30 protein-coding genes, 1 tRNA gene, 1 pseudogene and 2 riboswitches are annotated in these 25,363 nt (G+C 43.8%); of the genes and pseudogenes, 17 read left to right on the forward strand and 15 right to left on the reverse strand.

The genetic code is table 11. The features are described from left to right. Positions 1-59: 59 nt before the first annotated feature. Positions 60-162, reverse strand: a riboswitch (TPP riboswitch). A gap of 137 nt (positions 163-299) precedes the next feature. Then, complete coding sequence (tenA, locus tag DT065_RS18045) at positions 300-974, reverse strand: thiaminase II (RefSeq protein WP_114375728.1); 675 nt, start codon at positions 972-974, stop codon at positions 300-302. A gap of 93 nt (positions 975-1,067) precedes the next feature. Further along, a riboswitch (TPP riboswitch) is annotated at positions 1,068-1,170 on the reverse strand. A 306-nt stretch (positions 1,171-1,476) separates the two neighbouring features. On the opposite strand from tenA, the gene DT065_RS19070 reads away from it, so the two are divergent. Next, a complete protein-coding gene (locus tag DT065_RS19070; RefSeq protein WP_160112643.1) occupies positions 1,477-1,638 on the forward strand; it encodes a hypothetical protein in 162 nt (53 codons plus the stop codon). A gap of 318 nt (positions 1,639-1,956) precedes the next feature. Here DT065_RS19070 and DT065_RS18055 read toward each other — a convergent pair whose 3' ends face one another. From DT065_RS18055 to DT065_RS18095, 9 genes are all read right to left on the reverse strand, one after another. Then, positions 1,957-2,184: a sulfurtransferase TusA family protein gene (locus DT065_RS18055; RefSeq protein WP_114375731.1), complete on the reverse strand. Its 228-nt coding sequence runs from the start codon at positions 2,182-2,184 to the stop codon at positions 1,957-1,959. A gap of 77 nt (positions 2,185-2,261) precedes the next feature. Beyond that, the gene (locus DT065_RS18060) at positions 2,262-3,392 is read right to left on the reverse strand and encodes an MBL fold metallo-hydrolase (RefSeq protein WP_114375733.1); all 1,131 of its coding nucleotides are present in this window, start codon (positions 3,390-3,392) and stop codon (positions 2,262-2,264) included. 19 nt (positions 3,393-3,411) lie between these two features. Further along, the gene (locus DT065_RS18065) at positions 3,412-3,813 is read right to left on the reverse strand and encodes a DsrE/DsrF/DrsH-like family protein (RefSeq protein ID WP_114375735.1); all 402 of its coding nucleotides are present in this window, start codon (positions 3,811-3,813) and stop codon (positions 3,412-3,414) included. 168 nt (positions 3,814-3,981) lie between these two features. Then, complete coding sequence (locus DT065_RS18070) at positions 3,982-4,338, reverse strand: rhodanese-like domain-containing protein (protein WP_227002664.1); 357 nt, start codon at positions 4,336-4,338, stop codon at positions 3,982-3,984. Between the two features lie 14 nt (positions 4,339-4,352). Next, entirely contained in the window at positions 4,353-4,829 is a 477-nt protein-coding gene (locus DT065_RS18075) for a DsrE/DsrF/DrsH-like family protein (protein ID WP_114375737.1), read from the reverse strand. A gap of 78 nt (positions 4,830-4,907) precedes the next feature. Then, positions 4,908-5,168 (reverse strand): metal-sensitive transcriptional regulator, encoded by a 261-nt coding sequence (locus DT065_RS18080; RefSeq protein WP_114375738.1) that lies wholly within the window; start codon positions 5,166-5,168, stop codon positions 4,908-4,910. A gap of 31 nt (positions 5,169-5,199) precedes the next feature. Next, a complete protein-coding gene (locus tag DT065_RS18085; protein ID WP_114375740.1) occupies positions 5,200-5,850 on the reverse strand; it encodes an SAM-dependent methyltransferase in 651 nt (216 codons plus the stop codon). Between the two features lie 116 nt (positions 5,851-5,966). After that, positions 5,967-6,302, reverse strand: coding sequence for a DUF421 domain-containing protein (locus DT065_RS18090; protein WP_237220085.1), 336 nt, complete (start codon positions 6,300-6,302; stop codon positions 5,967-5,969). A 17-nt stretch (positions 6,303-6,319) separates the two neighbouring features. Continuing rightward, a complete protein-coding gene (locus DT065_RS18095; protein ID WP_114375744.1) occupies positions 6,320-6,814 on the reverse strand; it encodes a hypothetical protein in 495 nt (164 codons plus the stop codon). 289 nt (positions 6,815-7,103) lie between these two features. Here DT065_RS18095 and DT065_RS19110 point away from each other — a divergent pair, with 289 nt between their 5' ends. The 4 genes and pseudogenes from DT065_RS19110 (at position 7,104) to DT065_RS18110 (ending at position 9,092) form a co-directional block, all read left to right on the forward strand. Next, positions 7,104-7,214 (forward strand): response regulator transcription factor, encoded by a 111-nt coding sequence (locus tag DT065_RS19110; RefSeq protein ID WP_114375745.1) that lies wholly within the window; start codon positions 7,104-7,106, stop codon positions 7,212-7,214. Between the two features lie 3 nt (positions 7,215-7,217). Further along, on the forward strand, positions 7,218-7,517 hold the full coding sequence (locus DT065_RS18105; RefSeq protein WP_227002831.1) for a response regulator transcription factor: 300 nt from the start codon (positions 7,218-7,220) through the stop codon (positions 7,515-7,517). Between the two features lie 25 nt (positions 7,518-7,542). Further along, positions 7,543-7,626 carry a hypothetical protein gene (locus DT065_RS19970; RefSeq protein WP_418314671.1) on the forward strand — a complete coding sequence of 28 codons (84 nt, stop codon included), beginning with the start codon at positions 7,543-7,545 and terminating at the stop codon, positions 7,624-7,626. A 129-nt stretch (positions 7,627-7,755) separates the two neighbouring features. Continuing rightward, positions 7,756-9,092: pseudogene (locus tag DT065_RS18110) on the forward strand (DHA2 family efflux MFS transporter permease subunit). A gap of 384 nt (positions 9,093-9,476) precedes the next feature. Here the strand turns inward: DT065_RS18110 and DT065_RS18115 are convergent. Continuing rightward, positions 9,477-9,553 (reverse strand) — tRNA-Pro (locus DT065_RS18115). Between the two features lie 91 nt (positions 9,554-9,644). Beyond that, positions 9,645-10,178: a peptide-methionine (S)-S-oxide reductase MsrA gene (gene msrA, locus DT065_RS18120; RefSeq protein ID WP_114375749.1), complete on the reverse strand. Its 534-nt coding sequence runs from the start codon at positions 10,176-10,178 to the stop codon at positions 9,645-9,647. A gap of 230 nt (positions 10,179-10,408) precedes the next feature. On the opposite strand from msrA, the gene DT065_RS18125 reads away from it, so the two are divergent. The 3 genes from DT065_RS18125 to DT065_RS18135 are packed head-to-tail and all read left to right on the forward strand — an operon-like array spanning position 10,409 to position 14,499. Further along, positions 10,409-11,869, forward strand: coding sequence for a phospholipase D family protein (locus DT065_RS18125; protein WP_114375751.1), 1,461 nt, complete (start codon positions 10,409-10,411; stop codon positions 11,867-11,869). A 22-nt stretch (positions 11,870-11,891) separates the two neighbouring features. Beyond that, entirely contained in the window at positions 11,892-13,637 is a 1,746-nt protein-coding gene (locus tag DT065_RS18130; RefSeq protein ID WP_227002665.1) for a phospho-sugar mutase, read from the forward strand. A gap of 22 nt (positions 13,638-13,659) precedes the next feature. Next, on the forward strand, positions 13,660-14,499 hold the full coding sequence (locus DT065_RS18135) for an arylamine N-acetyltransferase (protein ID WP_160112644.1): 840 nt from the start codon (positions 13,660-13,662) through the stop codon (positions 14,497-14,499). Between the two features lie 89 nt (positions 14,500-14,588). On the opposite strand, the gene DT065_RS18140 is transcribed toward DT065_RS18135, so the two are convergent. Then, entirely contained in the window at positions 14,589-14,861 is a 273-nt protein-coding gene (locus tag DT065_RS18140; RefSeq protein ID WP_227002666.1) for an acylphosphatase, read from the reverse strand. A gap of 109 nt (positions 14,862-14,970) precedes the next feature. On the opposite strand from DT065_RS18140, the gene DT065_RS18145 reads away from it, so the two are divergent. After that, on the forward strand, positions 14,971-16,368 hold the full coding sequence (locus DT065_RS18145) for a SpoVR family protein (protein WP_114375757.1): 1,398 nt from the start codon (positions 14,971-14,973) through the stop codon (positions 16,366-16,368). Positions 16,369-16,680: 312 nt separating this feature from the next. Here the strand turns inward: DT065_RS18145 and DT065_RS18150 are convergent, their stop codons facing one another. Beyond that, positions 16,681-17,232: a LemA family protein gene (locus DT065_RS18150; RefSeq protein ID WP_160112645.1), complete on the reverse strand. Its 552-nt coding sequence runs from the start codon at positions 17,230-17,232 to the stop codon at positions 16,681-16,683. Positions 17,233-17,538: 306 nt separating this feature from the next. Here DT065_RS18150 and DT065_RS18155 point away from each other — a divergent pair, with 306 nt between their 5' ends. The 6 genes from DT065_RS18155 (at position 17,539) to DT065_RS18180 (ending at position 22,989) form a co-directional block, all read left to right on the forward strand. Beyond that, complete coding sequence (locus DT065_RS18155) at positions 17,539-18,684, forward strand: acyl-CoA dehydrogenase family protein (RefSeq protein WP_114375760.1); 1,146 nt, start codon at positions 17,539-17,541, stop codon at positions 18,682-18,684. Between the two features lie 17 nt (positions 18,685-18,701). After that, the gene (locus DT065_RS18160; RefSeq protein ID WP_114375762.1) at positions 18,702-20,033 is read left to right on the forward strand and encodes an acetyl-CoA carboxylase biotin carboxylase subunit; all 1,332 of its coding nucleotides are present in this window, start codon (positions 18,702-18,704) and stop codon (positions 20,031-20,033) included. 20 nt (positions 20,034-20,053) lie between these two features. Then, positions 20,054-20,266 carry an acetyl-CoA carboxylase biotin carboxyl carrier protein subunit gene (locus DT065_RS18165; protein WP_114375764.1) on the forward strand — a complete coding sequence of 71 codons (213 nt, stop codon included), beginning with the start codon at positions 20,054-20,056 and terminating at the stop codon, positions 20,264-20,266. 15 nt (positions 20,267-20,281) lie between these two features. Beyond that, complete coding sequence (locus DT065_RS18170; RefSeq protein ID WP_114375765.1) at positions 20,282-21,064, forward strand: enoyl-CoA hydratase-related protein; 783 nt, start codon at positions 20,282-20,284, stop codon at positions 21,062-21,064. 15 nt (positions 21,065-21,079) lie between these two features. Continuing rightward, on the forward strand, positions 21,080-22,609 hold the full coding sequence (locus DT065_RS18175) for an acyl-CoA carboxylase subunit beta (RefSeq protein ID WP_114375767.1): 1,530 nt from the start codon (positions 21,080-21,082) through the stop codon (positions 22,607-22,609). 179 nt (positions 22,610-22,788) lie between these two features. Further along, positions 22,789-22,989: an alpha/beta-type small acid-soluble spore protein gene (locus DT065_RS18180; RefSeq protein WP_114375769.1), complete on the forward strand. Its 201-nt coding sequence runs from the start codon at positions 22,789-22,791 to the stop codon at positions 22,987-22,989. A 223-nt stretch (positions 22,990-23,212) separates the two neighbouring features. Here the strand turns inward: DT065_RS18180 and DT065_RS18185 are convergent, their stop codons facing one another. Then, positions 23,213-23,440 carry a DUF5342 family protein gene (locus DT065_RS18185; protein ID WP_114375771.1) on the reverse strand — a complete coding sequence of 76 codons (228 nt, stop codon included), beginning with the start codon at positions 23,438-23,440 and terminating at the stop codon, positions 23,213-23,215. A 179-nt stretch (positions 23,441-23,619) separates the two neighbouring features. On the opposite strand from DT065_RS18185, the gene DT065_RS18190 reads away from it, so the two are divergent. Together DT065_RS18190 and DT065_RS18195 are read left to right on the forward strand one after the other, a co-directional pair. Beyond that, positions 23,620-24,762 carry a DUF445 family protein gene (locus DT065_RS18190; RefSeq protein WP_114375772.1) on the forward strand — a complete coding sequence of 381 codons (1,143 nt, stop codon included), beginning with the start codon at positions 23,620-23,622 and terminating at the stop codon, positions 24,760-24,762. A gap of 129 nt (positions 24,763-24,891) precedes the next feature. Next, on the forward strand, positions 24,892-25,257 hold the full coding sequence (locus tag DT065_RS18195; RefSeq protein ID WP_114375774.1) for a YlbF/YmcA family competence regulator: 366 nt from the start codon (positions 24,892-24,894) through the stop codon (positions 25,255-25,257). The last annotated feature ends 106 nt before the right edge of the window (positions 25,258-25,363 follow it).

A 25,363-nucleotide genomic window follows, 5' to 3' on the forward strand; every position in this document is an offset into this window, starting at 1 on the left:
GCCACCCTGAGAGAATCAGAGTGGCTTTTGTCAAATAAAAAACAGACTTCATTAATCATGACATGCGAACTCCACTTCCCTACGCTGGTATGAACCAGATCAGGTTCCAAGGGTCAAAGCTAAGCTTTTCTCAGCCATTTGATGGCTCCCCTAGTGACTTTTATTTAAATGTTATATAGAAAATTTCCTAGACTAGAGCATCTTTATCGTGGCGTACCACAATCAAAATGAACAGTTTATCAGTTCCGGATGCCAAAGGGATCACAGATCTCACTGGCGGTTCGATTTCTTGTTGCATTTTATAACACTGGCCACTTTTCCTGGTTATACGACATCTCCCAGAACGAATATTCAAGTTGGCAGCTTTTAATGAAATGATCTTTCATCTGTTCTTTTTCAGGTGCACTGGCCGTTTTTGCATATGCATCCAAGCGAGCGCGGAAATCTTCAGTGACGTTCATATCACCTTCTTCGCGGCTATAAAAGTTGATCCATTCGTAGAATGGGTGCGATTTGTTTGGTTGACTTTCACTCTTTAAATAGTCCCCGATTTCATTGTACGTCCATGGACATGGGAGGAGAACAGCTAAAATTTCTCCTAATGATCCATTCTGGGCAACATCTAGCATATGGCGTGTGTAATGATGCGCGGTCGGTGCGAGCGGTTCATATTGAAGATCTTCATACTGGACACCTGCTACTTCACAAAAGTTATTATGGGGGTGAATCTCGCTATTTAAAATAAATGAAATTTGTTCGTTAAACATTCCCATGTCTTTTCGATTGTCGCACTGATGGATTGCCTGTCCATAAATTTGAATAAAAGTGTTCAAATATTCAAAGTCTTGCTTCACGTAATGAATAAGCTGTTCGGACTGTAATGACCCGTTTCCAATGCCTTGCACGAAAGGATGAGTAAAAATAGCCTGAAAAATCGGATCAGCTTCACGTCTAAGTTCTTCCGTAAATGTCATAAAATTCCCTCCATTTTTCATCACGAGAGGAGACACGCAAAAAAGCCGCCCTATGGGAATCAGAGCGACTAGTCATATGTACAGTATCAGATATGACTTGTAACTCCACTTCCCTACGCTGGTATGAACCAGATCAGGTTCCAAGGGTCAAAGCTAAGCCTTTCTCAGCCACTTAATGGCTCCCCTAGTGAATGTTATTTGACTGTAGCATACCACAATGAGTATGATCAGTCTATCTGTTCCGTAAAAGATTTTGGGATCGGAACTTTACACTTTTCCAAAAAGATATTGCGCAAATAGGGGCTATAACCTATAATAATTTTAATCATAGTTCCTACACTAATGATTCTAGGAACTTTTTATGGGAGAGGTTTTGATAAAAAAAACATTGGGAATCAGAGGAACTGATTGAACATTTTACATTTTTACCCAAAGATTTCATACTGTTGGGAAACAAAACCGAACGTATTTTGGTTTTCAGGAAACAACTGAAAAGGATCGAGTGGAAATCACTGATTGGCTTCAACAAAAAGTGTGGGATTCGCCCTTTGAGGAAGAAGGGTTAAAAAATGAAGCTATACAGGAATACCGATATCGAAAAATTGAACGCTATACGCAGAAAAGAGCAAGTGTTTTTGCAGGAAATTTACCAACGATTATCTGAAGAAACCATGAGGAAAATGGATGAGTTATTTGTTTCATGGTCTAACATGGATGACGTAGAAGAACGGAGTGGTCGTATGACGTTTCGTAAACTAACGTTGGGACGGGTAAAGCCACCTCTGGGAGTTTGTTATTCGAAATTTTTTAAAAGGAATTGAACTAAAGGAAAGAGCCAGAGACAAAAGTGTTTGATCAAATAAAAATCCAAAACATGATGGGTGTAGACCCGCGCGGAAATATTCTTCGCTTTCCTCCGTTACCACCGTTCATGGTTCGTTTTTAGGGGTAAACACTTTCGTCTTGCCCCGGTTCCTTTTGTCTAAGCTTTTTTAATCCAAAATTTCAATACGCCCTCTTCTTCTGCTTCATCAACCAACGCATGGCCACCGGATTTTGTCCAGGCAGCCAAGTCGCTTTTGGCACCTTTATCCGTTGCATGGACTTCCAAAATTTCATTTGATTCAATACCTTCGATGGCTTTTTTTGTTTTCACAATCGGCATCGGACATGCCATCCCTTTTGCATCTAATACTTTTGCTGCTTCCATCATAAGTTCCTCCTCATTTTGATAGCAATTTTTATATTCCTACAATTGACATGAGCCTGGAGCCTTACACCAGTATTTTAAGCATTTACGGCACAACGGTTTGGTCCCGTTTCCATTTCACGTTGTTCTTCGACTTCCGGGTTTATTTTTCCCATATTGGTTTGGCGGATCGTCTCGTGCTCATTTGGCTGCGGTGGCAGATTCTCGGTCACCATATCCCGGAATGATTGTTCATCTTCCACTTGCAATCCTGCGTTACGCTGATACAAGTCACCAAGCTTTGCCTGGACACTGCCGTCTTCACCCAGTTCTTCTACAGATGAATAATGGGCAGGCAATACGATCAGCTCATCAGATAGCTTCTTATAACGACTGTACAGTGTCTCACGCAAGTCACCGACCCAATCATCAGCCTTTCCGGCCAAGTCCGGACGTCCGATGGATTTCAGGAACAGAATATCTCCTGTCAGCAAATATTGATGGTCGATGATCAACGATGTGCTTCCAATGGTGTGCCCAGGGGAGTAAAGCGGCTGTACCTTAATAGTGGTATTGCCAACGGTCATATCGTGATCTTCTTTCAATGGTTTATAGTCAAACGTGACTTCACCGGCATCTTTCGGCGGTAAATGGTACGATCCCCCGGTATTTTCGGCCAGTTGACGACTACCTGAAATATGGTCAGCATGAAGATGGGTGTCGATCGTATGCTTAATGGTGACACCTTTCTCTTGAGCAAAACGTTCATAAACATCCGTCATCCGGTTGGCATCGATCACCGCTGCTTCTTGTTCAGAAACTGCCATATATGACAGACAACCCTTGCCGAGGCGCACAAATTGATAAAGGCTGCCACCTTCACTCAAGTCCGCTATTTTGACCGGCTCCAAATGTTGACTCCAAGCTTGCATTCCGCCTTCCAGATCATAAACATTTGTAAAGCCTGCTTCTTCCATCGTTTCAGCAGCCATTTTGGAAGAATTGCCTCTTGCGCAGACGACAATGACTTCCTGATTTTTGTTTATTCTTCCAGCGAGGGCATCGACGCCATCAATCAAGTTGAAGTAAGGTTCATTGATGATTTCAACGCTTTCCCCTTCTATCTTCCAATCATCAAAATCATCCGTATTCCGAACGTCAAGAATGAAAGTTTCTACCTGATTTACAATGCGACGTGCAAGTTCTTTTGTTGCTATGCTTTGGGACATACGCCATTACCTCCTTGGATTAAAATGTAAGTGACACATCAGCGTCTTTAGCAAATTCAATAAATGTTGCTGCTCCACCGACTTCAACACCATCAACAAAATGATCTTTTTCCAAATTCATCACATCCATTGTCATCTGACAGCCAATCATTTTCACGCCCATCTCATGTGCCATTTCCAACAAATCGCCAATGGCCGGTACATTAGCCTTTTCAAACCCTTCCTGAAAATGTTCCTTTCCTTCCGGAAGCGGCAGGTTCTTGTGCGCTTCCTTATGAATCGGGTTAAGTCCTTCAAATGTAAAGAAGATGCCTACCTCTTTATCAGATGCTGCCGCTGCCGTGGCAATATTGAACACTTTGTATGCATCAAACATGCCACCATTGGCTGCGATTATTGCTACGCGTGTGTTATTTTCCATTTTTTATTCCTCCAAATGAATAAATGTTTAATTGTTTTCTTCGGTCTGGCCATCCCATTCTGCTATGCTCGTCACTACATTTTTTCCATTGTAAAAACCTTTATCCGATAATTTTTGGGCTGCCAGGTCACTGCGGCTCCCCGAATAACAAACTTCACTTAATTTAATCTACTTCCAATTGTTCATTCCCCCTCGAACGTTCTTCACATTTATGAAATTGTGTTTTTGCAAAAGCTTTGATGCTTTTAAACTTCTCATGCCACTTTGACAAATGACGGCGGTTTCGATGCTAGGATTTAATTCATTGATCCGTTTTTTGAGCGTATGCAAGGGAATGTTTTTCGCCCCTCGAATGCTACGACCGGCAAATTCGTTTTCTGTACGTACATCGAGCAACTGTACTTCCTTATTTTGTCGCTTCGTTCGCAGTTCGTCCGTGTCCATTTGCTTGACGCCTATTGGGCTCATTTGCATAATGACAAAAATCATAATAACCACAAACAGAATGGCAAATACGGCGGACAATTCAATCACCTCCTTTAAATGAATAAATTGACATTGCCGTCTTCGGCATCGGCAAGGTACGCTGCCACACCGGCATAATCAATCTCTTCGCGCAACTCTTTTTCCTGTAAACCGAGCAAATCCATCGTCATCGTACACGCAACCAATTTCACGTCTTGGTCATGCGCCATATCAACTAGTTCTGAAAGAGGCAACGCTTGATGCTTTTTCATTACCTTTTTGATCAACTTTGGTCCCACACCGGCAAAATGCATTTTTGATAGTCCCATGTTCTCGGCACCCCGTGGCATCATCTTCGCAAACATTTTTTCTAAAAAACCTTTGTCGGTTTCAATGTTTTCGTTTTTTCGTAGTGCATTTAGCCCCCAGAACGTATGGAAAATCGTGACTTCATGGTCATATGCTGCTGCACCGTTAGCAATAATATAAGCGGCCATAGCTTTATCGTAATCACCACTGAACAATACAATCGTCGTCCTTTTTTGAGTCATTCCATCCTCCTCATATACCATTACCCGCAGGGGTATACTAATTGGAAAAATATTTGATAGGTAATTTATTACCTATCATTATCGACTTTTTACTAGTAAATTTACGGCTTCATCCACAAATTCTTGCGTGTCTTCTCCTTCTTCATTTGCTTTTTCGACGCACTCGATCAAATTTTCACTCACAACTAACCCCATTGTTCTGTCTATGGCTGTCCGAGATGCCGATAATTGTGTTACCACATCTCTGCAGTCTTTATTTTCTTCCATCATTTTCAATATGCCTTTAAGTTGACCTTCAATCCTTTTCACTCGATTCTTCATCTGATCATTGTATTCCACTGAGTATCACCAGCTTCTTTCATTTAATTAATTACATTTTATACCCTGAGGGGTATAATGTCAATGGTTCATTTTTAAATGGCTTTTGTACAATCATTTGAATGACATGCGCTAATCCATGATGATAATCCCCCTCGTTACGAATGGTTTCTCCGGTATAAAAGTGCTTGATTTTCCAATCATGAAAGGCTTCCAGTAATTTTATTGGGTCATAAAGCATGTCCTCGGATTTAGGTCCTCCACTATTATATGGTAGTTGATAAATGGAATACACTTCAGAAATAAAATGTCCGCCTGGCTTTAAAGCCTTCTTCACACCATCGATTGTCTTTGCTTTTAAATGTGGAGAAAAATGACCGTAAATGCATACAATTTGATCCCAATGATCAAAGGTCCATTGCGTATCATTTAAATCTACATGTTTTGTTTCTACGTGTACATCGCGTTCAAAAGCTAAACGCTCAGCTTTTCTTAACCCTTCAACCGAGAAATCCCAAGCAGTAACATTAGCTCCTAACTCTGCTAAATACACAGCATTGCGTCCTTCCCCTTCGGCAATTGCAAGTGCATTGTCATTTAGTTCGACTATTTTATGGTTTTTTTGTGCTTCTGTTAAAAAAACGTTTGGATCTTTACCGAATGCATAACGTTTATGTTGAAAACGTTCATCCCATAAATTCATATGACCACCTCGATTTATGAACAGTATACCATTACTTACCCCTAAGGGTATGAAAGCGGAAAATAACTTTCTCTTCATGAACCTGTTTTCAGGCTATAAGCAAACCATACGTCCTTCTACATTTTTTCAAGATATACACCTTCATCTTCTTTCCACTCAAAATAAAATATATCTTTATAACGAGTGATATTGTGTTTACGAAGATGATTGAGCAGCCACTCTTCACTATGCCCGGACTTTGATAGATTCTCCCAATCGACTTTTCCGTCGTTGATTAGTGTAACAGGCAGAAACACAGGCTTTAAAGGCAAATTCATAGCTGAAACCGTAGGCGTTTCATATTTGGCTTTTTTTAATATGCTCATTGTGCCATCGGCTTCGAGAATGGCATAAGCCACTTCCCTTAAGGAAAATACCTTTTCTTTTCGCATCATTTGCAGCATTTGATTCATATCGATTTTATTCTTTTTCATTTCTTGTTTTGGGTGTCCGAATTATCAAAAGGAGTCACATCGACGTCCAATGGGAGATATGGTTTATCATTTTCTAATGTGATAGGCGTTAGTAAATGGGCATGCTTTTGAACAAGATCAGCCGATTCCTCCAATAAAATCGGTTTCCATGTGGATGATCCCGTGTCTGCATGGATGGTTGAGATATCGTTCAAACGCTGGCGTAGCGTCGAGCACGAAGGGACTGCGTTGATATCTAGCGCATACTGGTAAAATGGTTCTTCCCGGAATTCTTCCACACACTCGAAGTCACTTTTTCCTTGGCACAACAGGCCAAGATAGGATTTAGCCACATCGCTGTTTGAAACATCCGGCGTTGTTTTCACGCCGGGAATGGGCAATTGATCAAGTCGGGTTGATAAACCTGTTTTGGACAGCAGCTGGCCAACAATGCCAAGCCCGGTGTATGGAGTCAATTTTTCATTGGTTTCTTCAATTTTGAACTTTATCATCGAATCACCTTTCGGGTGAGTATATACTATCTCCATTATACCTGATAATACAGGTTTTTTGGGTGATTTAGATGATTTCTGTCACGGAATCAGGCATATTGTAGGGACAGAAATAACAGGAGGGCTGTTGACTCTGAGGCGGTATCCTATCCGTCTTCAGGGTTCTTTTTATAATGAGAACCATGAGTGTATACTTCAAAGAATAATCAAATTTTAACCGCCCAGTTTTCACATAAATCACATATTTACTCGTTAGACTGGAAATAGATCAATCAAGGGAGGGCCCAAAGTGGCGGAGCGTATACTCATTGTAGATGATGAACGGAAAATGCGACAGTTGATCGTACTTTATTTGACAAAAGAAGGCTATGAACTTGATGAAGCCAGTTCCGGAATGTAGGCGATCCATAAGGCAACCGATCAAAGCTATGACGCCATCATTTTGGATATTATGATGCCGCGGACCGATGGCTGGGAGGTTTGTAAACGTCTACGTATCGCAGGGTCCCCTATAGGTATTTTGATACTCACAGCGAAAACAGAAGTAGAAGATCGGGTCAAAGGGCTGGATCTTGGCGCGGACGATTATCTCGTCAAGCCGTTCGCACCAGAGGAGCTCGTCGCACGTGTGAAAGCACTGCTCAGGCGTAAATCCAGTCTTGTAAGCGAGAAACCGGCAGAAATCACCATCGGAAGCTTGTGAGGAAGTATATAAGGAGTGGCAGCAAATGTATTGTGACAAACTCGTACAATCCGGTCATGCTCAAGAAACGGCCCAGCGTGAACAGATTCTAAAACTTCTGCAAAAATAACAGATTCAGACGACAAGGAACGTGAGATTTATGTTACAACAACACCAAGAAAAAATCGGAAAACAAAATTGGATCATTATTGCTATTTTATTAACGGGGATCTTTATAGGTTTAATTAGTGAAACGATTATGAACGTAGCCATACCAAATATAATGTCGGATTTTGATGTGAGCACAAGTACGGCTCAATGGTTAACAACGGGTTATATGCTTGTGATTGGGATATCTATTCCTGTTTCAGCTTACTTGATGGAGCGATTTACATTGAGGAAGCTTTTTTTGCCGCGACGGGGTTTTATTCGATTGGCTCATTGCTTGGCTTTGTTGCCCCGGAATTTTCTATTCTATTGACTGGAAGATTGATTCAGGCATTGGGGACGGGGATCATTCTGCCTTTAGTTATGAATGTTATTTTGACGCTCACGCCATTTAGTAAGCGTGGGGCGATAATGGGCCTTTATAGTGTCGTTCTATTATTTGCTCCGGCTATCGGACCGGTGTTCTCCGGTATTGTTATAGAACTTTCTTCATGGAGAATGATTTTCGTTATTATTATGATATTGGCCATCGCTGTCTTATTAGCTGCAATCTTAAAATTACGTAATGTCACGGAACAAAAGAACCCTAACATTGATATTTTCACGATTATATTGTCTACGATAGGATTTGGGAGCATTGTATATGGATTTACTCTTGCAGGTGAAGGTGCAGGATGGGACAGTGCATTCGTGTGGATGACACTTGCCGTCGGCGTCCTAAGTCTTGCTGTCTTTGTAAGAAGACAAACAAAACTTGTCTCTCCGATGCTTAATATGAAGCCTTTTGGATCGTCGGTATTTTCAAGATCTATGGTCATCATATTGATGATTATGATGGTACAGTTTTCGATGATGTTGATTTTACCTGTCTATTTCCAGATGGTTACGGGAATGTCTCCTTTGGGAACTGGCCTCCTTATGTTACCCGGAGGACTGGTACTTGCTTTTACATCGCTCGTTGCCGGTCGTTTATTTGATAAAGTTGGGTTTAAACCCTTAGTTTTATCAGGATTAGGTATTATGGTCATCGTTTTAAGCTTGTTTACCACGATTTCCAGTGAAACAACGATCATAACGGGCATGATCCTTTATGCTGCGTTTACTTTAGGGTTAGGGCTTAATATATCACCGGTGACGACCCTGGCATTAAACCAAGTGAGTCAACCATTGTATCCCCATGGATCAGCGATTACCAATACAATCAATCAGATTTCCGGCGCCATTGGCCCGGCTCTATATACGAGCATTATGGCGATCGTATCACAACGTTTTATTCAAGAATCCAATCTAACCGACGCAACGCTTTTAGAGATAGAAGGTATGACGCAAGGTGTTCATATGGTCTATTATGTGGCGATTGGCTTTACGGTGGTTGCGTTTATCATTGCCTTAACTTTAAAGAAGAAGGACCAATCTGGAGACCATTAAATATAGTTAAGAAATCCTGTTACCAAACTGCACCCAAAAAGTTATGACTACCCGTATGAATATAGGATCTCTCCTTGTTCACCATAAGGGGCGCTAATCGAATAGTGCGGGTCTGTATCGTATAATAGTATAAACCGTCAAATAACCCCCTTCTGACAACAGGTGGGGATTATTTGACGATTACGAAGCAAAAATTTTATACGGTGTAAAAGGCCGAGGAGAAAGATTAGGAAGGTAAGGTAATAGTAAACAGCGCTCCTTATAATCACCCATTTTATTGACTTACAGCACAAAAGGTTACCAATCCGTTACCAGTTGAGCACATCTCAAAATAAAAAGCGGATTCCAGCAATCGCTGAAACCCGCATCGAGTAGTTATTTTCATGGTCGGGATGACAGGATTTGAACCTGCGACCCCAAGCACCCCATGCTTGTGCTCTACCAAGCTGAGCTACATCCCGCCGTCCGTTCCATTGCTTATTATAGTATGGATCCTGCGTATAGGGCAAGTTTTTATTGCTTTTTAAGTTGACGTATAACCTCAAGCCCCGTTTATTCGTTCGTATGCCAATATTTACGGATAAATTCGTCCCGGCCGGATGCAACGCGATCTTCTTTATAAGCCTCCGGCTGTTTTTTGTAAAATTGCTGGTGGCTTTCTTCGGCTTCATAAAACGTTGTTGCCGGTAAAATTTCGGTAACGATCGGCATTCCGTTAAATTTTCCGCTATTTTTAATGGCCTCTTTTGACGCTTGCGCTTGATCACATTGGTCCTTATGATGATAAAAAATGGCTGTTCTATATTGCGGGCCACGATCGTGGAATTGACCGCCGTCATCGGTGGGGTCAATTTGCGGCCAATAAAGGTCCAACAATTGTTGATAAGAGAATCGCTTCGGGTCATATTTGATTTGAACGGCTTCATAATGGCCGGTATCTCCATTTTTGACACTTTCATAGGACGGATGATCGATGTGACCACCCGTGTATCCGGAACGGACGCTTATGATCCCCGGCATCTCTTCAAAAGGCTGCACCATGCACCAAAAACATCCTCCGGCAAAAGTGGCTTTTTCGTATTCCATGCCAAGCACCTCCCCCATTCATTGTTGATCTGGAAAAAATCATAACATAAAGGCGGGATGAAATCATAATACAACACCCCTTGTCTCCCGTGTTAAAATAGGAAGGTACATATTTTTTTTAAACCGCTGGAAGATGGAGGCGAAAGACTAGAAAATTCGCCAATACAAGTGAGCCTTTTATTCAGACTTTCTGCCATAGGAAAGGATTCCATTCCGGAAAGGATGTCGAGATGAAGGTGAATCGTAGACTTGAACGGAAACCTTTAAAGCGTTATCAAGCCGCTAAGCTCATTAGTGTATTACTCGTTGCCTATGCTGTTGCTATGTTTTATGGCATGTTTAAGCCGATGCCGTCGAATATCTCTTATGAAGGGCGCTGGCATGAAGGCACGGAAGCGGAAGTTTTGCTTGATATCACACACGAGCAGGATGGAGACAGGCAAGAGGATCACGAGATCTTTGCACATATTGAACAGATGATTTCGGAAGCGGAGGCGTTTATCGTGGTTGATATGTTTTTATTCAATGACGAATACGGCCCCGATATGTCATTTCCGGCTCTTGCTTCTTGGTTTAGTGATCGGTTAATTGAAAAACAGGAAGCAAGTCCCGACCTTACGATCGTCGTGACGACCGACCGCATTAACAGCTTTTATGGTTCGCGTACGCCCGATCATATTCAACGTTTGGAAGCAGCGGGCATTCGGGTTGTTTGGACGGATATGGCCCCCTTGCGCGATTCCAATGTTATTTATTCCGGTTTATGGCGTACGGTCTTTCAATGGTTTGGCACGCCAAAAGGAGGGGGCTTGCCAAGTCCGTTTGACCCCGAGGCCGAACCGGTCACGGCACGTTCGTATTTGGACGTCTTAAATTTTAAGGCGAACCATCGCAAAGTTGTCCTCAATGAAAAAGAAGCGCTCGTTACGTCAGCCAACCCCCATGATGCCAGTGCGCACCATTCCAATGCAGCCTTGTCGGTAAAAGGGGAGATTGTGAACGATTTTATTGAGAGTGAGCGAGCGGTTGTTGAAATGTCAGGGGCGGATACTACGCCTTTTGACAATATGGAGTATAATGGAGAGAAGAATGATGCCTCGGATGGGTTAGATGCAAAACTAATCACCGAAGGTGAGGTGAAGAATGAGCTATTGACTTCGATAGAGGCAGCGGAAAGCGGAGATGATATCTGGATCGGAATGTTTTATATTTCGGATCGTGATGTCATTCAAGCCTTAAAAGATGCAGCGGATCGTGGGGCAAATATTCGTCTCATTCTTGATGCCAACGACGAATCATTTGGCCATGAACGGATCGGCGTTCCCAATCGCCCGGTTGCGGAGGAACTGCAACGTTATTCTGGGCGTATGGACGTTCGTTGGTATAATACAGGCGGCGAGCAATATCATACAAAAATGTTTTACATGACGGACGGGGATACAGCGGTAGTCAATGGCGGGTCAACGAATTTTACGCGCAGAAACCTTGATGATTTTAATCTTGAATCGAATGTTATACTCAAAGCCCCCAGTGATCACGCGCTCATGGAGGACGTTGATGATTATTTTCATACGCTGTGGACCAATGATGGAAGCCATTATACCAATGATTTCAGCGAGCACGGGGAAGTAGCGATTTGGAAGCATTGGTTGTACCGCTTGCAAGAATCGACCGGGCTCTCATCTTTTTAGAACAGGGAAAGGAGATCTGAACATGTACGACACGATAGAACGATGGCGCAATGGATTACAGGATGACAGGCAATTAAGTGCCGAGCTGGAAGCGCTGATTCGAAGGGAAGACGAAGCGGCGTTGGAAGATTGTTTTTACCGTGCACTCACCTTCGGTACCGGCGGAATGCGCGGAGAGCTTGGGCCGGGACCGAACCGGATGAATCGTTACACGGTGCGAAAAGCTGCTTTAGGGTTAGCCCGTTACCTTAACGCGACTGCAGAAGCAGCCAGGGTGGTTATCGCGTTTGATTCCCGGACAAACTCCGACCTTTTTGCGACAGAGGCTGCACGCACGCTTGTAAAAGAAGGGGTAGAAGTCGATCTCTTTTCCTCGTTAAGGCCTACCCCTATGTTATCGTTTGCCGTTCGAGAACGTGAAGCTTCGGCCGGCATTATGATCACGGCGAGCCATAATCCGGCTGAATACAACGGCTTAAAAGTGTACGGCAATGACGGGGCACAATTGACACCGGAACCTGCCGAACAGTTGATCACATATGTAGAGGCGATCGAAGATGAACTAACCATCCCTATTGCAGATGAAACAGAGTTGGAAGAAGGCGGCCTTATCCATACATTGTCTCCGGAAATGGATCACCGATACAATCAGGCACTTGCCTCCGTTTTCCGGCAGCCCGAAATGGGAAAAGAACATGGAAAAGACATCCAAGTTGTATTCAGCCCGCTCCATGGCACGGCATTGGAACCGTTAAAGTGCGCATTTGAAGCGAATGGCTATACCGATGTACATATCGTCCCTGAACAAGCGACACCGGATCCCAGCTTCTCTACGGTGACGAAACCGAATCCTGAGGAGGCAGAAGCGTTTGCTTTGGCAATGGAGTTGGGAAGAAAACAGAAGGCAGACTTGTTAATCGCGACGGACCCGGACGCTGACCGTTTGGGGGTGGCGGTCCCTGATGAGCAACATGATGGGGGGTATCGACTGCTGACAGGGAATGAGACTGGTTTTCTTCTCCTTGATTATCTACTGGCACAAGATACAGAAGGTTTGCCTGTCAATGGAAAGGTGCTCAAAACAATCGTCACCTCTGAAAGTGGCCGTGCACTCGCCGATCATTACGGCGTAACATGTGAAGATACATTAACCGGATTTAAATTTATTGCAGAGAAAATGAAGCGTTTTGAAGATGGCGCGGAAGACGGAACATTCCTATTTGGATATGAAGAATCGTATGGATACTTGCTGGCCCCGTTTGTGCGTGACAAAGATGCTATACAGGCGGCTTTGGCACTGACAGAGATGACCTTATCGGAAAAGCGGAAGGGCCGTACACTTACGGAAAAATTAGCGATTCTTTACGAAAGGTTCGGTTATTACCGGGAGGAAATTGAATCAATAACGTTAAAGGGGAAAAAAGGAGTGGAACAAATAGAAGCGTTGCTTACCTCTTTACGCAAGCAGCCACCCCTATCATTTGGGGAAGGGCAAATCGTCTCCGTCATCGAAGATTATGAACGAGGCGAGGCGATCACTGTTAAGAACGGGGGGAAAACCCCAATTCATTTACCTGTTTCGAATGTGCTTAAATACAAATGTGAAGATGAGTCGTGGGTATGTGTCAGACCTTCGGGCACGGAGCCGAAAATGAAATGTTATTTCGGAGTGAAAAAACCAAACCCCTCCGCGGCCCATCAAGCACTAGCGGAACTTCGGGAAGTCGTTATGGCCGATATTAATTTGCGATTATCCAACTTTAATTGAAGGAAAGCGTCAGGTGATGGGAATGGATTGGGTGCATGAATACTTAACATTAATGGGAATTTCCGAAAAACAAGCATCTACGCCTTATTTGAAGCATTTATTAAGCGCACATCGACATGTCTTTCCTTTTGAAAACATTGGGAAACTTGTTTTTCACGATCAGGCCTATGTGACCGAAGACGTTGAACGTTTTTTGTGGCGTCATCGAATGTTTCATACAGGGGGAACGTGCATCACCCTTAACCTGCAATTTTCAAGACTATTGGAAGCCCTCGGTTTTCAAGTGTTTTTCCTTAAGCCGGGAGGGGATCATATGGCTCTGCTTATATTAGCTCCCGAAACCGGGGAGCCCCTATATGTAGACGTTGGAACGCCGATTCCGCTGTTAACCCCATTACCGTTAAATAAGCATAAACAGACCCATGTCCCTCTTTTTGCCGGCGAAAAAGTCATTTTAAAGGCCGGCGATCAGGAAGGGGAGTACACGTATATTCGTACGATTGCAGATCGAATTGTCGATCGAAAATGGGCCTTTTCCATCGACCGCCTTTATCATTTATCGGATTTTCGGGATACGATCCGCCAATCCTATCAAGCAGATGCTCAATATATGCAACAACTGCGCTGTGAAAAATGGTGTGCTCGGAAAAGGCGCATGGTGTCATTAAAAAATAAAGAGTTGACGATCCGTACGCATAACGGAGGAAAAATAAAAAGAAGCATGAAATCGCGAGAGGATTTGATGGACGTTCTCGCGAATACATTCTCCCTTCCCAAACTTCCGGTGGAAAAGGCGATGGACAAACTGGAAGAAAACGATCATTTGCCTTGGAATAAAGATCGCCATATTTCTTCTTTTTAACGTTTTTCCCGGCATCCTTATGCAAACACGAAAATCGTCCCTCTCAGCCGGCCAGAGGATCCGCTAGATTTCTAAGCCAGTCCACTCGTTCACGATCGAATGGAAAACTGCTGATTGTGTTGAATGTCAGCAACGTCCGCAATCTCCACCCGCTCCACACGTGAAAACGTATTCCCCGTTTTGACGGTTTGGATAAATTGTTCAACGTTTGTTTTTTCGCCTTCCACAGCGATTTCAACTGTGCCATCTTTACGGTTTCTTACCCAGCCGTAAAGATTTTTTTTTGCTTCTTCGTGAACAAAGCTGCGAAATCCGACGCCTTGAACAGCGCCATAAACGATTGCGTGAATGCTTGTCATCATGTGCTTCCTCCTTTGCTAGTGACCTCACTTCTGCAATACCTCTAATGAATGTTCATCAAACATGTGATGCGGACATATAGATAAAGGTAGAAACAGGAGGGGGATGGAAATGCCTGTAGGTGAGTTGCGTCAATTGGAACACAAAATTGAAGCCATCACGGAAATTGCCGAAGGATTTGGCTTGGACTTTTTTCCGATGCGTTATGAGGTTTGCCCGGCAGATATCATCTATACATTCGGAGCGTATGGCATGCCGACACGTTTTTCCCATTGGAGCTTTGGCAAACAATTTCACAAAATGAAGGTACAGTATGATTTGGGGCTGAGCAAAATTTATGAACTTGTCATTAATTCCAATCCTTGTTACGCGTTTTTGCTAAATAATAATAGTTTAATTCAGAATCAATTAATTGTTGCTCATGTTTTGGCTCACAGTGATTTCTTTAAAAATAACTATCGTTTTCGACTTACAAGGCAAGACATGGTGGAAAGCATGGGAGCTACGGCTGAACGGATTGCAGCATACGAACAAGAACACGGGAAACAAGAAGTCGAAACGTTTTTGGACGCAGTGCTCGCGGTACAAGAGCATGTGGATCCGAGTATAATTAAACGCAGGCCTGAAAAAAAACAGGAAAAAGAGGAGTCCGGTCCGGAGCCGATGCCGTACGCGGATTTATGGGAACGGGATAAGCCGACAAATCCACAAGAGAAAAAGAAAAAGCAGAAGTTTCCGGCAGAGCCTGAAAAGGATATCATGTGGTTTATTGAAGAGAACAGTTTGGAACTGGATGAGTGGCAACGGGATATCATGACGATGATGCGTGAAGAAATGCTCTATTTTTGGCCACAGATGGAAACGAAAATTATGAACGAGGGATGGGCATCGTATTGGCATGCACGCATTATGCGAGAGATGGATCTAACCTCAGCCGAAGCAATTGAATTTTCGCAATTAAATGCAAATGTCATTACTCCTTCGAAAACGTCCATCAACCCTTATTATTTAGGATTAAAAATATTTGAGGATATTGAAGAACGCTATGACAACCCGGATGAAGTGATGAAGGAAAGAGGGGTTATTCCCGGTGGAGGACGGGATAAGATCTTTGAAGTAAGAGCATTAGAGACCGATCAGTCATTTATTCGCAATTACCTTACGCAAGCGTTCGTTGAACGGGAAGATTTGTACGTATTTGCGAAGAAAGGCAACAATTATGAAGTCGTGGATAAAGATTGGACGAACATTCGTGATGAATTGGTGGCGTCGCGGGTGAATGGCGGTTTTCCTCATCTTACAGTAACCGATGGGGATTACTTGAAAGCCGGGGAACTGCTTTTGACTCATAATTATGAAGGTACAGAGCTGGACGTTGATTATTTGGAGAAAACCCTCCCTTATATTTACCAACTTTGGGGTCGCCCCGTTCATTTGGAAACCGTCATTCAAGCAAAGCCGTCCGTCTTCACATTTGACGGCCGACGTGTGCAGAGGAAAACGAAATGAAAATGGCCGGCCTTCGACGATGCCGGTGTTGAGCGTGTTGTGCACCGGCTCGTTATTATGATTTCTGAAACGGTTCGTCTCGATACAAAAAAAGGCGACCTTATCAGGCCGCTTAAAGATCAACATACACGCATCAAGAAGGGTACTAAAAGTTAGCAGGGGTCATTGCATTAAAGAACGCTTACGCCCTGTCTGATAATAATATAGCATAAACCATATGATCGTACCATTTGGAGTCTCAGAGGAATGGAGCGGTTTATCGCTCGATCCTGGTTTTTTATTTGCCATATATCACGCTGAATATTCTTTTAGTTATATTGCATGATCACTTGATGATAAACGGTGAACGGTTTCATCGAGCATCAGCTGAGGTTTGAATTGATGAACATTCGCCACATATTTGGTCGGAATAACGGTGAGGCTTTTATTGTATTTTTCTACAGCATAGTTATACGATTGGCTGGCAGTCTCCAACAATGTAAGCGTCGTATTCAAGTCTTCACTTATTTCCACAAGTTCAGGGTCATTTAGATCCTCGTCAGCATCGATTTGTTCGAATAAAAACGTAATGCGGTCGTTGAGAATACCGAAAGCATGCAATTGGTCTCCGCGTTCATTTGCCGGGTCTTGCATATCTTCCATGACTTTTTCAAGAGATTCTGTCGTTCCGGCTGGTAATTTTCCATACTGGTCAAGGGTGGCTAAAAAGTCGTTCGTGGATCGCTCCACACGTGAAAGCAAGTGCATAATCCGCTGCCATCGTGTTTCCATACGGGTAACAAATTTTAAAAGCACTGAATAGCCGACAACCCATATGAGCAAAGTGGCGACTATTACTATGCCAAGTATTATTGCAAATCCCAAGACAAGGGATCCTCCCTTCTCTTCAAGTTGCTTGTACAAGTATAATTGTCCATAAACCAAGTATATCATATAAATTTCTTGATCTCAGTGGTTAATATGTATGTTTTCCCCAAATCCTCTAGAACTAACATTATTATTGCAGGTAAACATACAGGTTTTTTCCAACTCATTTGCCAATCAATGGTGGACGGATGTCCTTACTTATAGTAGGCTATCTGTAAGCGATTACAATCGGTTTCTTTGTAATATTGTCCAACCGATTGAGCGCTTGCTCGGCTTGCATTGCGCATTATAAAGGAGGGAATCATGAACTTTCAATTAACGAAGGAACAGCAAATGATTCGTGATACGGTGCGGGATTTCGCAGAAGTGGAAATCGCACCTAAAGCTGAAGAAATTGATCGTAGTGCTCGCTTTCCTGAAGAAATATTTAAAAAAATGGGATCATTAGGGATCATGGGTATTCCCGTTGCCGAAACATATGGTGGTGCAGGGGCAGACACCATTTCTTATGCATTGGCAGTGGAAGAGGTCGGCAAAGCCTGTGGCGGTACGGGGCTTAGTTACGCCGCGTCGGTTTCACTCGGAGCAGGGCCATTGGATTCATTCGGATCGGAAGGTCAAAAACAAGAATATTTGGTGCCGATCGCAAAAGGGGATGCTTTAGGCGCCTTCGGTCTTACCGAACCGAATGCAGGCTCTGACGCAGGAGGCACGAAAACGACGGCTGAAAAAAAAGAAAGCCGCTATGTGATTAATGGTGAGAAATGTTGGATTACCAATGCTTCCTATGCAAAAGCAGTCATCATTACCGCTGTGAGCGGAAAGAAAGAAAACGGAAAAAATATCGTTTCTGCGTTTATCGTGCCGAAGGGGGCACAGGGGTTTCAGGTTACAACCCCGTATGAAAAAATGGGCGTTCGTGGCTCGAATACGACAGAGTTAGTCTTAACCGATGTAGAAATCCCGGAAGAGAATGTGCTGGGCGACCCGGAAAAAGGGTTCGGACAGTTCCTCCATACGCTGGATGGTGGACGTATTTCTATTGGCGCACTCGCTTTGGGGATTGCGGAAGGGGCTTACCAAAAAGCACTTGCCTATTCTAAAGAACGAAAACAATTCGGTCATAAAATAAGCGAGTTTCAAGCGATTCAATTTAAGCTCGCGGATATGGCGATGGAAATCGACCTGGCAAGGACGATGGTTCATAAAGCCGCCTGGTTAAAAGATCAGAAAAAAGCCTTTAAAAAAGAAGCGGCTTTTGCCAAATTATTTGCATCGGAAATGGCAACAAGGGTGTGCAACCAAGCGTTGCAAATCCATGGTGGCTCCGGATATATGCGTGAATTCGGAATTGAGCGAATGTTAAGGGACACGAAGTTGATGGAAATCGGAGAAGGTACATCGGAAATCCAGCGTATGGTTATATCGAGAGAAATCGGTTGTCCTTAATTGTAGGGGGAACACAGATGTTTACAAAGGTATTAGTCGCCAACCGGGGCGAAATCGCTTGTCGAATTATTCAAAGTTGTCAATTGCTCGGAATTAAGGCGGTCGCGATTTATTCAGAGGCCGATCGTGACGCCCTGCATGTCCACCTTGCAGAGGAAGCTTATGAAGTAGGCCCTGCAAGGGTTTTTGAAAGCTATTTGAATATCGATAAAATTTTAGCTGTTGCAAAAGAGGCAAAAGTAAATGCTATTCATCCGGGGTATGGGTTTCTATCTGAAAACCCCGATTTTGCCACGCGCTGTCATGAGGAGGGGATCGTTTTTGTCGGTCCTTCTCCGGAGACGATGATGCTCATGGGGGATAAAGTTTCGGCGCGCAATCATATGAAAAAGGCAGGCGTGCCTGTTATCCCGGGTTCGGTTGAACCGATCGCGAGTGTAGACGAAGCTGTTACGTTTGCGGAAGAACAAGGCTATCCCGTTATGCTCAAAGCGGCTGCCGGCGGCGGAGGCATAGGGATGGAAAAAGCAGGAGATAAAGAACAGCTTAAAAAAGCATTTCAAAGCAACCAAAGAAGAGCGATGAACTATTTCAGTTCGGGTTCGCTTTATATAGAAAAAGCATTGGAATCTCCTCGCCATATTGAAGTGCAAATCATCGGGGACCGGGGAGGGAATGTCATCCATCTCGGAGAGAGGGATTGCTCTATTCAACGGCGCCATCAAAAAGTAATCGAGGAAGCACCCGCGCTTGATCTATCGGAAGGTCTGTTGCAACGCTTGAGAAAAGCTGCCATTCAGGCAGCAAAATCCTTGCAATATGAAAATGCCGGCACGCTTGAATTTCTTGTCGAAAATGATGACTTTTATTTTTTGGAAATGAACACTCGTTTGCAAGTGGAGCATCCGGTTACGGAAGAAGTCACAGGGGTTGATATCGTACGGGAGCAGTTGAACGTAGCTGCCGGTGAGGCCCTTGGCATCGACCAATCGCGAGTGCAAATGCAAGGCCACGCGATCGAAACGCGCATCTACGCGGAAGATCCCAAAACATTTTTCCCTTCGCCGGGTACAATTGATGTATTTGACATTCCCGAGGGTGAATGCATCCGTCTTGATACCGGCGTCCAGAGTGGCACGGAAGTGACACCGCATTACGATCCTTTGCTCGCGAAGTTGATCGTCAGTGGAAAAAGCCGGGAAGACACGATCGAAAAATTGCAGGAAACGTTAAAGGGATGTAACATACAAGGACTGAAAACAAATATTCCTTTTCTACGCGAAGTTACCAATCACCCCGATTATACAGCCGGGAAGATCACAATTAATTTTGTAAATGATCATTTTTAAGAAAAGCGAGGAAATGTAAAATGGCAAAGATTGAAGCAAGTATGGCAGGGAATTTATGGAAAGTATTGAAACAAAAAGGGGATACGGTCAAGGCAGGTGAAGAGGTCGCGATTCTTGAATCCATGAAAATGGAAATCCCCGTTGAGGCAGAAACCGCCGGTGAGGTTAAAGCCGTTATGAAAGCAGAAGGCGAGTTTGTCGATGAAGGAGAAGCCTTATTTGAAATTGAATAACGGGGGATATTTTTCATGGATGAACTAATTCGCTCAGAAAAACCGGGACGTGGAATCGTGCTGCTGAGGCTTAATCGTCCGGATGCTGCCAATGCATTATCGCGTCCCTTGCTTGAAGCGTTGCAAACGCAATTGCTGACAATCAAAGAAGACAAAGATACGCGCGTCGTTGTGCTTGCGGCCGAGGGCAACCGTGTTTTTAGCGCGGGGGCTGATTTAAAAGAACGGGCCGGAATGAGCGAAGACGAAGTGTTCGCAGCGGTAGGCAATATTAAAGCTTCGGTAAATGAAGTAGCGGCTATGCCGCAACCAATCATTGCAGCATTGAACGGCAGTGCCCTCGGCGGAGGCCTTGAACTCGCGCTCGCTTGCGATATACGCATCGGAGCAATTGAAAGCAAATACGGCTTGCCGGAAACGACGCTCGCGATTGTCCCCGGTGCCGGAGGTACCCAACGGCTAGCGCGATTAATTGGGCCGGGCAAAGCGAAAACATTGATATACAGCGGTCGTTTGCTAAGCGGCAAAGAAGCAGAGGCGTATGGAGTACTGGAATACAGTGCGCCGCTTGAAGCGGTGGAAGATGAAGCGCTCGCGCTGGCAAATACAATCGCCGGTAACGGACCGATTGCCTTGCGGCAAGCAAAAAAAGCCATCGATGAAGGCTTGGAAACCCAATTATCTACAGGATTGGAGATCGAAACGGCTGCATATGAAAAAACCGTGCCGACCACCGATCGTTTAGAAGGGATTCGGGCTTTTAAGGAGAAGCGATCACCTATTTATAAAGGTGAGTGATGGAGGTAACAGTCAATGACAGAACGTAATTATAGGAACATTGCTGAGGAAATCGAAAAAGGCGGGCCTGAGCGTTATCACAAGAGCAATGAGGATAAAGGCAAGCGTTTTGTGAGAGAGCGTTTGCGTATGCTTTTGGATGAAGATGCGTACATCCTTGAAGACGGGAAATTCGCAAATGTACAAGCCGGCGATTTACCGGCGGATGGCGTGATTACTGGCATAGGCACGATTCAGGGACAACAAGTATGTTTTATGGCCAATGATTCCACCGTTAAAGCCGGCTCCTGGGGCGCCCGCACCGTTGAAAAAATCATCCGTATCCAAGAACAGGCCGAAAATCTTCGCTGTCCGATGTTTTACCTTGTTGATTCAGCAGGGGCACGCATTACGGATCAAGTCGAAATGTTTCCCGGGCGGCGTGGCGCAGGACGAATTTTCCATAATCAGGTAAATCTATCCGGACAGATTCCGCAAGTCTGCCTGTTGTTCGGCCCTTCGGCTGCCGGCGGCGCCTATATTCCGGCGTTTTGCGATGTTGTCATCATGGTGGAGGAAAACGCATCCATGTATTTAGGCTCTCCGCGCATGGCGGAAATGGTGATTGGCGAGAAGGTCAGTTTGGAGGAGATGGGTGGTGCAGAAATGCATTGTCGCGTTTCCGGGTGCGGGGACGTTCTTGCCGTTGATGAACCCGATGCTATCGAAAAAGCGCGTCAATACATCACTTATTTTCCTGAAAACTACCGTGAAAGAACGAAAAAAGTGAAAGCGAAAGCGCCGGTTACCGGAGACAAAAATTTGGCGGAGTTGATTCCGGAAAATCAAAATGCCCCTTTTGATATGTATAAACTCATTGAACAATTGATCGATGAAGACAGTTTTTTTGAAATGAAGCGTTTATTTGCACCGGAATTAATTACGGGGTTTGCCCGGATGAATGGGGAAGTGGCAGGGATCATCGCCAATCAGCCAAAAGCAAAGGGCGGGGTTCTCTTTCACGATTCCGCAGACAAAGCGGCACGATTCATAAATCTTTGTGATGCCTTTAATATTCCGTTGCTGTTCCTTGCAGACGTGCCCGGCTTTATGATCGGCACGAAAGTTGAGCGAGCTGGTATCATTCGTCACGGGGCCAAAATGATTTCAGCGATGTCGAGCGCAACAGTGCCGAAAATATCTGTCATCGTTCGGAAAGCTTATGGAGCCGGCTTATACGCGATGGCTGGGCCTGCCTTCGAGCCCGATTATTGCGTGGCACTTCCGACCGCGCAAATCGCTGTCATGGGACCGGAAGCAGCGGTGAATGCGGTCTATGCAAACAAGATCGCCAAGCTGCCTGAAGAAGAAAGGAGCGCATACATTTCAGAGAAACGCAAAGAGTATCAAGAAAACATTGATATTTATCGTTTGGGCTCCGAACTTGTTGTCGATGATATCGTGGAACCTGATCAATTAAGACAGACAATCGCTTCGAGATTTCAAGCATATACCAAGAAGCAAATGCTGCCCCCGGACAAAAAGCATAGCGTTGATCCGGTTTAATGAAAAACAACGAGTGATCAAACAACTGTATGATTTTTAACGCGTAAAAACAGAGTTGGGGCGACGACAAGGAGCAAATCATTTCTTTTTGTTACTGGATGAACTTACTAATTGAAATAAAGGATAGAGTGCCGATTTCGTTACAAACTATGGGTACCAAGCAAGGGAGGTGAGATAAGATGGCAAGCAATAATTCAAACCAACTTGTTGTACCTGGCGTTGATCAGGCACTCGATCAAATGAAGTATGAAATTGCACAAGAGTTCAATGTGCAGCTTGGTGGTGAATCCACATCCCGTTCTAACGGCTCTGTAGGTGGGGAAATCACTAAGCGTTTGGTTCAGATGGCCGAGCAACAAATGAACGGCTATCAACGATAACAAAAATGTATACAGATGACTAAAAGGCAGCTTCGGCTGCCTTTTTTATACTTCAAGTATGTTTAACTATGGTAAAGGATTAAAGGATAAGTGAAATGATGACTTCTGTCCTAAGGAATTGGCGACAAGCCAGGTTTTTCTAAAGGTGAGAAGGAAGAAATCGGTTCTTTTCTCCGATTTCTTCTAACCAGGCTTCCGAAACAAGATGCAGGTGGTGTCTTTTTTATGGTTGGCCAGGGTGGTGGTCTTCGTATATATGGTACAGCATTAAGTCGTGTACTTCCATTTCCACCATGTCCAAATCTCCTTCAGGCGGGTTCTTTTTCCAGTCAATCGCTCCATCCTGTGCATATATCCCCATACAATGTTTCCCTTTATAAAAAAACGAAATTCTCCATTCTTTTCTAATCCAATTATCTTTCAGTGTTTTGAATTGAAAATGTGTAAGCAAACAGGTGCCTCCTCCGACTCTTCATAACGTTTTCCTATATGGTATCATGTTTGTAGGAAGCTTGTCTTAAAGTAATTGCTCAAAAATCCGAAAACGTCTCGGCGCTTACGAACGTGAGTCAAGTGTCGGGAGCAAGCTGAAAAGAAATTCCATTTACTTATGATACGAGGAGTCTTGTCATGAACGGCTGGTTGCTTTTAGTATTGACCGCTTTATTGGCGGCCGTTATTGGGTTTATAACGAATGTAATTGCGGTTGCTATGCTTTTTCATCCGCGAAAACCCATTTTTATTGGTTCGTGGCGATTGCCGTTTACACCGGGATTAATCCCTAAGCGTCATGTTGACATTGCGGATCATCTGGGAAGAATTGTGATGGAACACTTGTTAACGGTAGAAGGGTTGCAAGGGCGATTAACCGAACGACGATTTCAAAACGAGGTAAATATATGGGTGAAGGAGGGAGTAAAAAAATGGTTGGCTAACGAAGAACGCTCTCTCCAAGAAATAGCAGAACATTATCGTTTATGGTCATCGCCCGATCAAAAAGTGGAAAAACGCATGAAGAATATCATATCCCACCGTATGGATACCTATTGGGAAGAAACGCAATCGCAGACGATCGAGGAAATCATTCCCGATGATTGGAACCAAAAAGGGAAAGATTTCCTCCCGGAGGTTGCTCACTGGATCTTAGAGCGGTTGCGTGTTTATCTCTATTCGAAAGAGGGGAAAGCACAAGTACAATCGATCATACAGTCATTTATTCGGCGGCGTGGTTCCATCGTTCAAGTGTTGGACTCGTTCGTGCGAACGGAAAAGATGGTCGAGCGCGTGTACCCTGAAGTTGTAGATGCTTTGACCTCCCGGGATATTGAAAACTGGTTACTAAAAAAACTACGTGAAGAGTATGATAAAGTTTTACAGAAAAAAGGAAGCGACTTTGTTTCCGGGAAAACAGTGGAGCAGTGTTATTCGGAGCTCACCGATTTCATAATGAAGCAAATCCCCATCGAAGAAGTATTTCACAAACCGGTAAAAGAATGGGCCGAAAAAATCGACTTTATCTACGTAGACCAAATTTCCGATACGGTCATTCAACAGGCCGGCGGTTTTTTGGAAGTGAATATGAGCGGCATTTTGGAATCGCTACGTCTCGACACCATTGTAAGTGAGCAAGTGAAAGCATTTCCGTTGGACCGCTTGGAAGAAATTGTCGTGAACATTTCCAATCGGGAATTACGGATGATTAAATTTTTAGGAGGAATTTTGGGAGGAATCATCGGGATTGTCCAAGGGTTGTTGATTTTGATTCTTCTATAGTTTATCCAGGTGGAAGGTTCATTTTATGAAATATGGGTTTGTACTGTTATTTGAAGAACAGGCATGTTATCCTCGAAAAGGTGTAACGTAAGGAAGAAACGGCAAGGATGAATAAAAAGGAGGAAAATCATGGTTGAAAATTTACATGATAAAGCACACGAATTAGCAACAGCATTAAGGGAAAGCGATGAATTTCAGGCTTTGCAGGCCCTGCACGAAGAAGTGGAGGAAGATGATGTTGCGAGCCGTATGCTCTCGAATTTCCGCAAAGTTCAATTAGACTTACAGGATAAGCAAATGCAAGGAGAGCAACCCACGGAGGAAGAAATTAGCCAAGCCCAAAAGCAATTTGAAATGGTGCAACAACATGAAGTGATTTCCCGGCTAATGGAAGAAGAGCAGCGAATGAGCACAGTTATTGGCGACATGAATAAAATTATTACAGAACCGTTGGAATCGCTGTATGGCACGCCAGAAGATGATCAAAACCAGTAATCGAAAAAATTGAGAGCCGATCGCTCTCAATTTTTTTATCGTAATTCCAACTTCCAAAGGTTAGTTATTTTCGTACATCACATTATTTTGTCTTCATTCTTTCCCC

The sequence above is a fragment of the Salicibibacter kimchii genome, assembly GCF_003336365.1.
GTDB classification, from domain to species: domain Bacteria; phylum Bacillota; class Bacilli; order Bacillales; family Marinococcaceae; genus Salicibibacter; species Salicibibacter kimchii.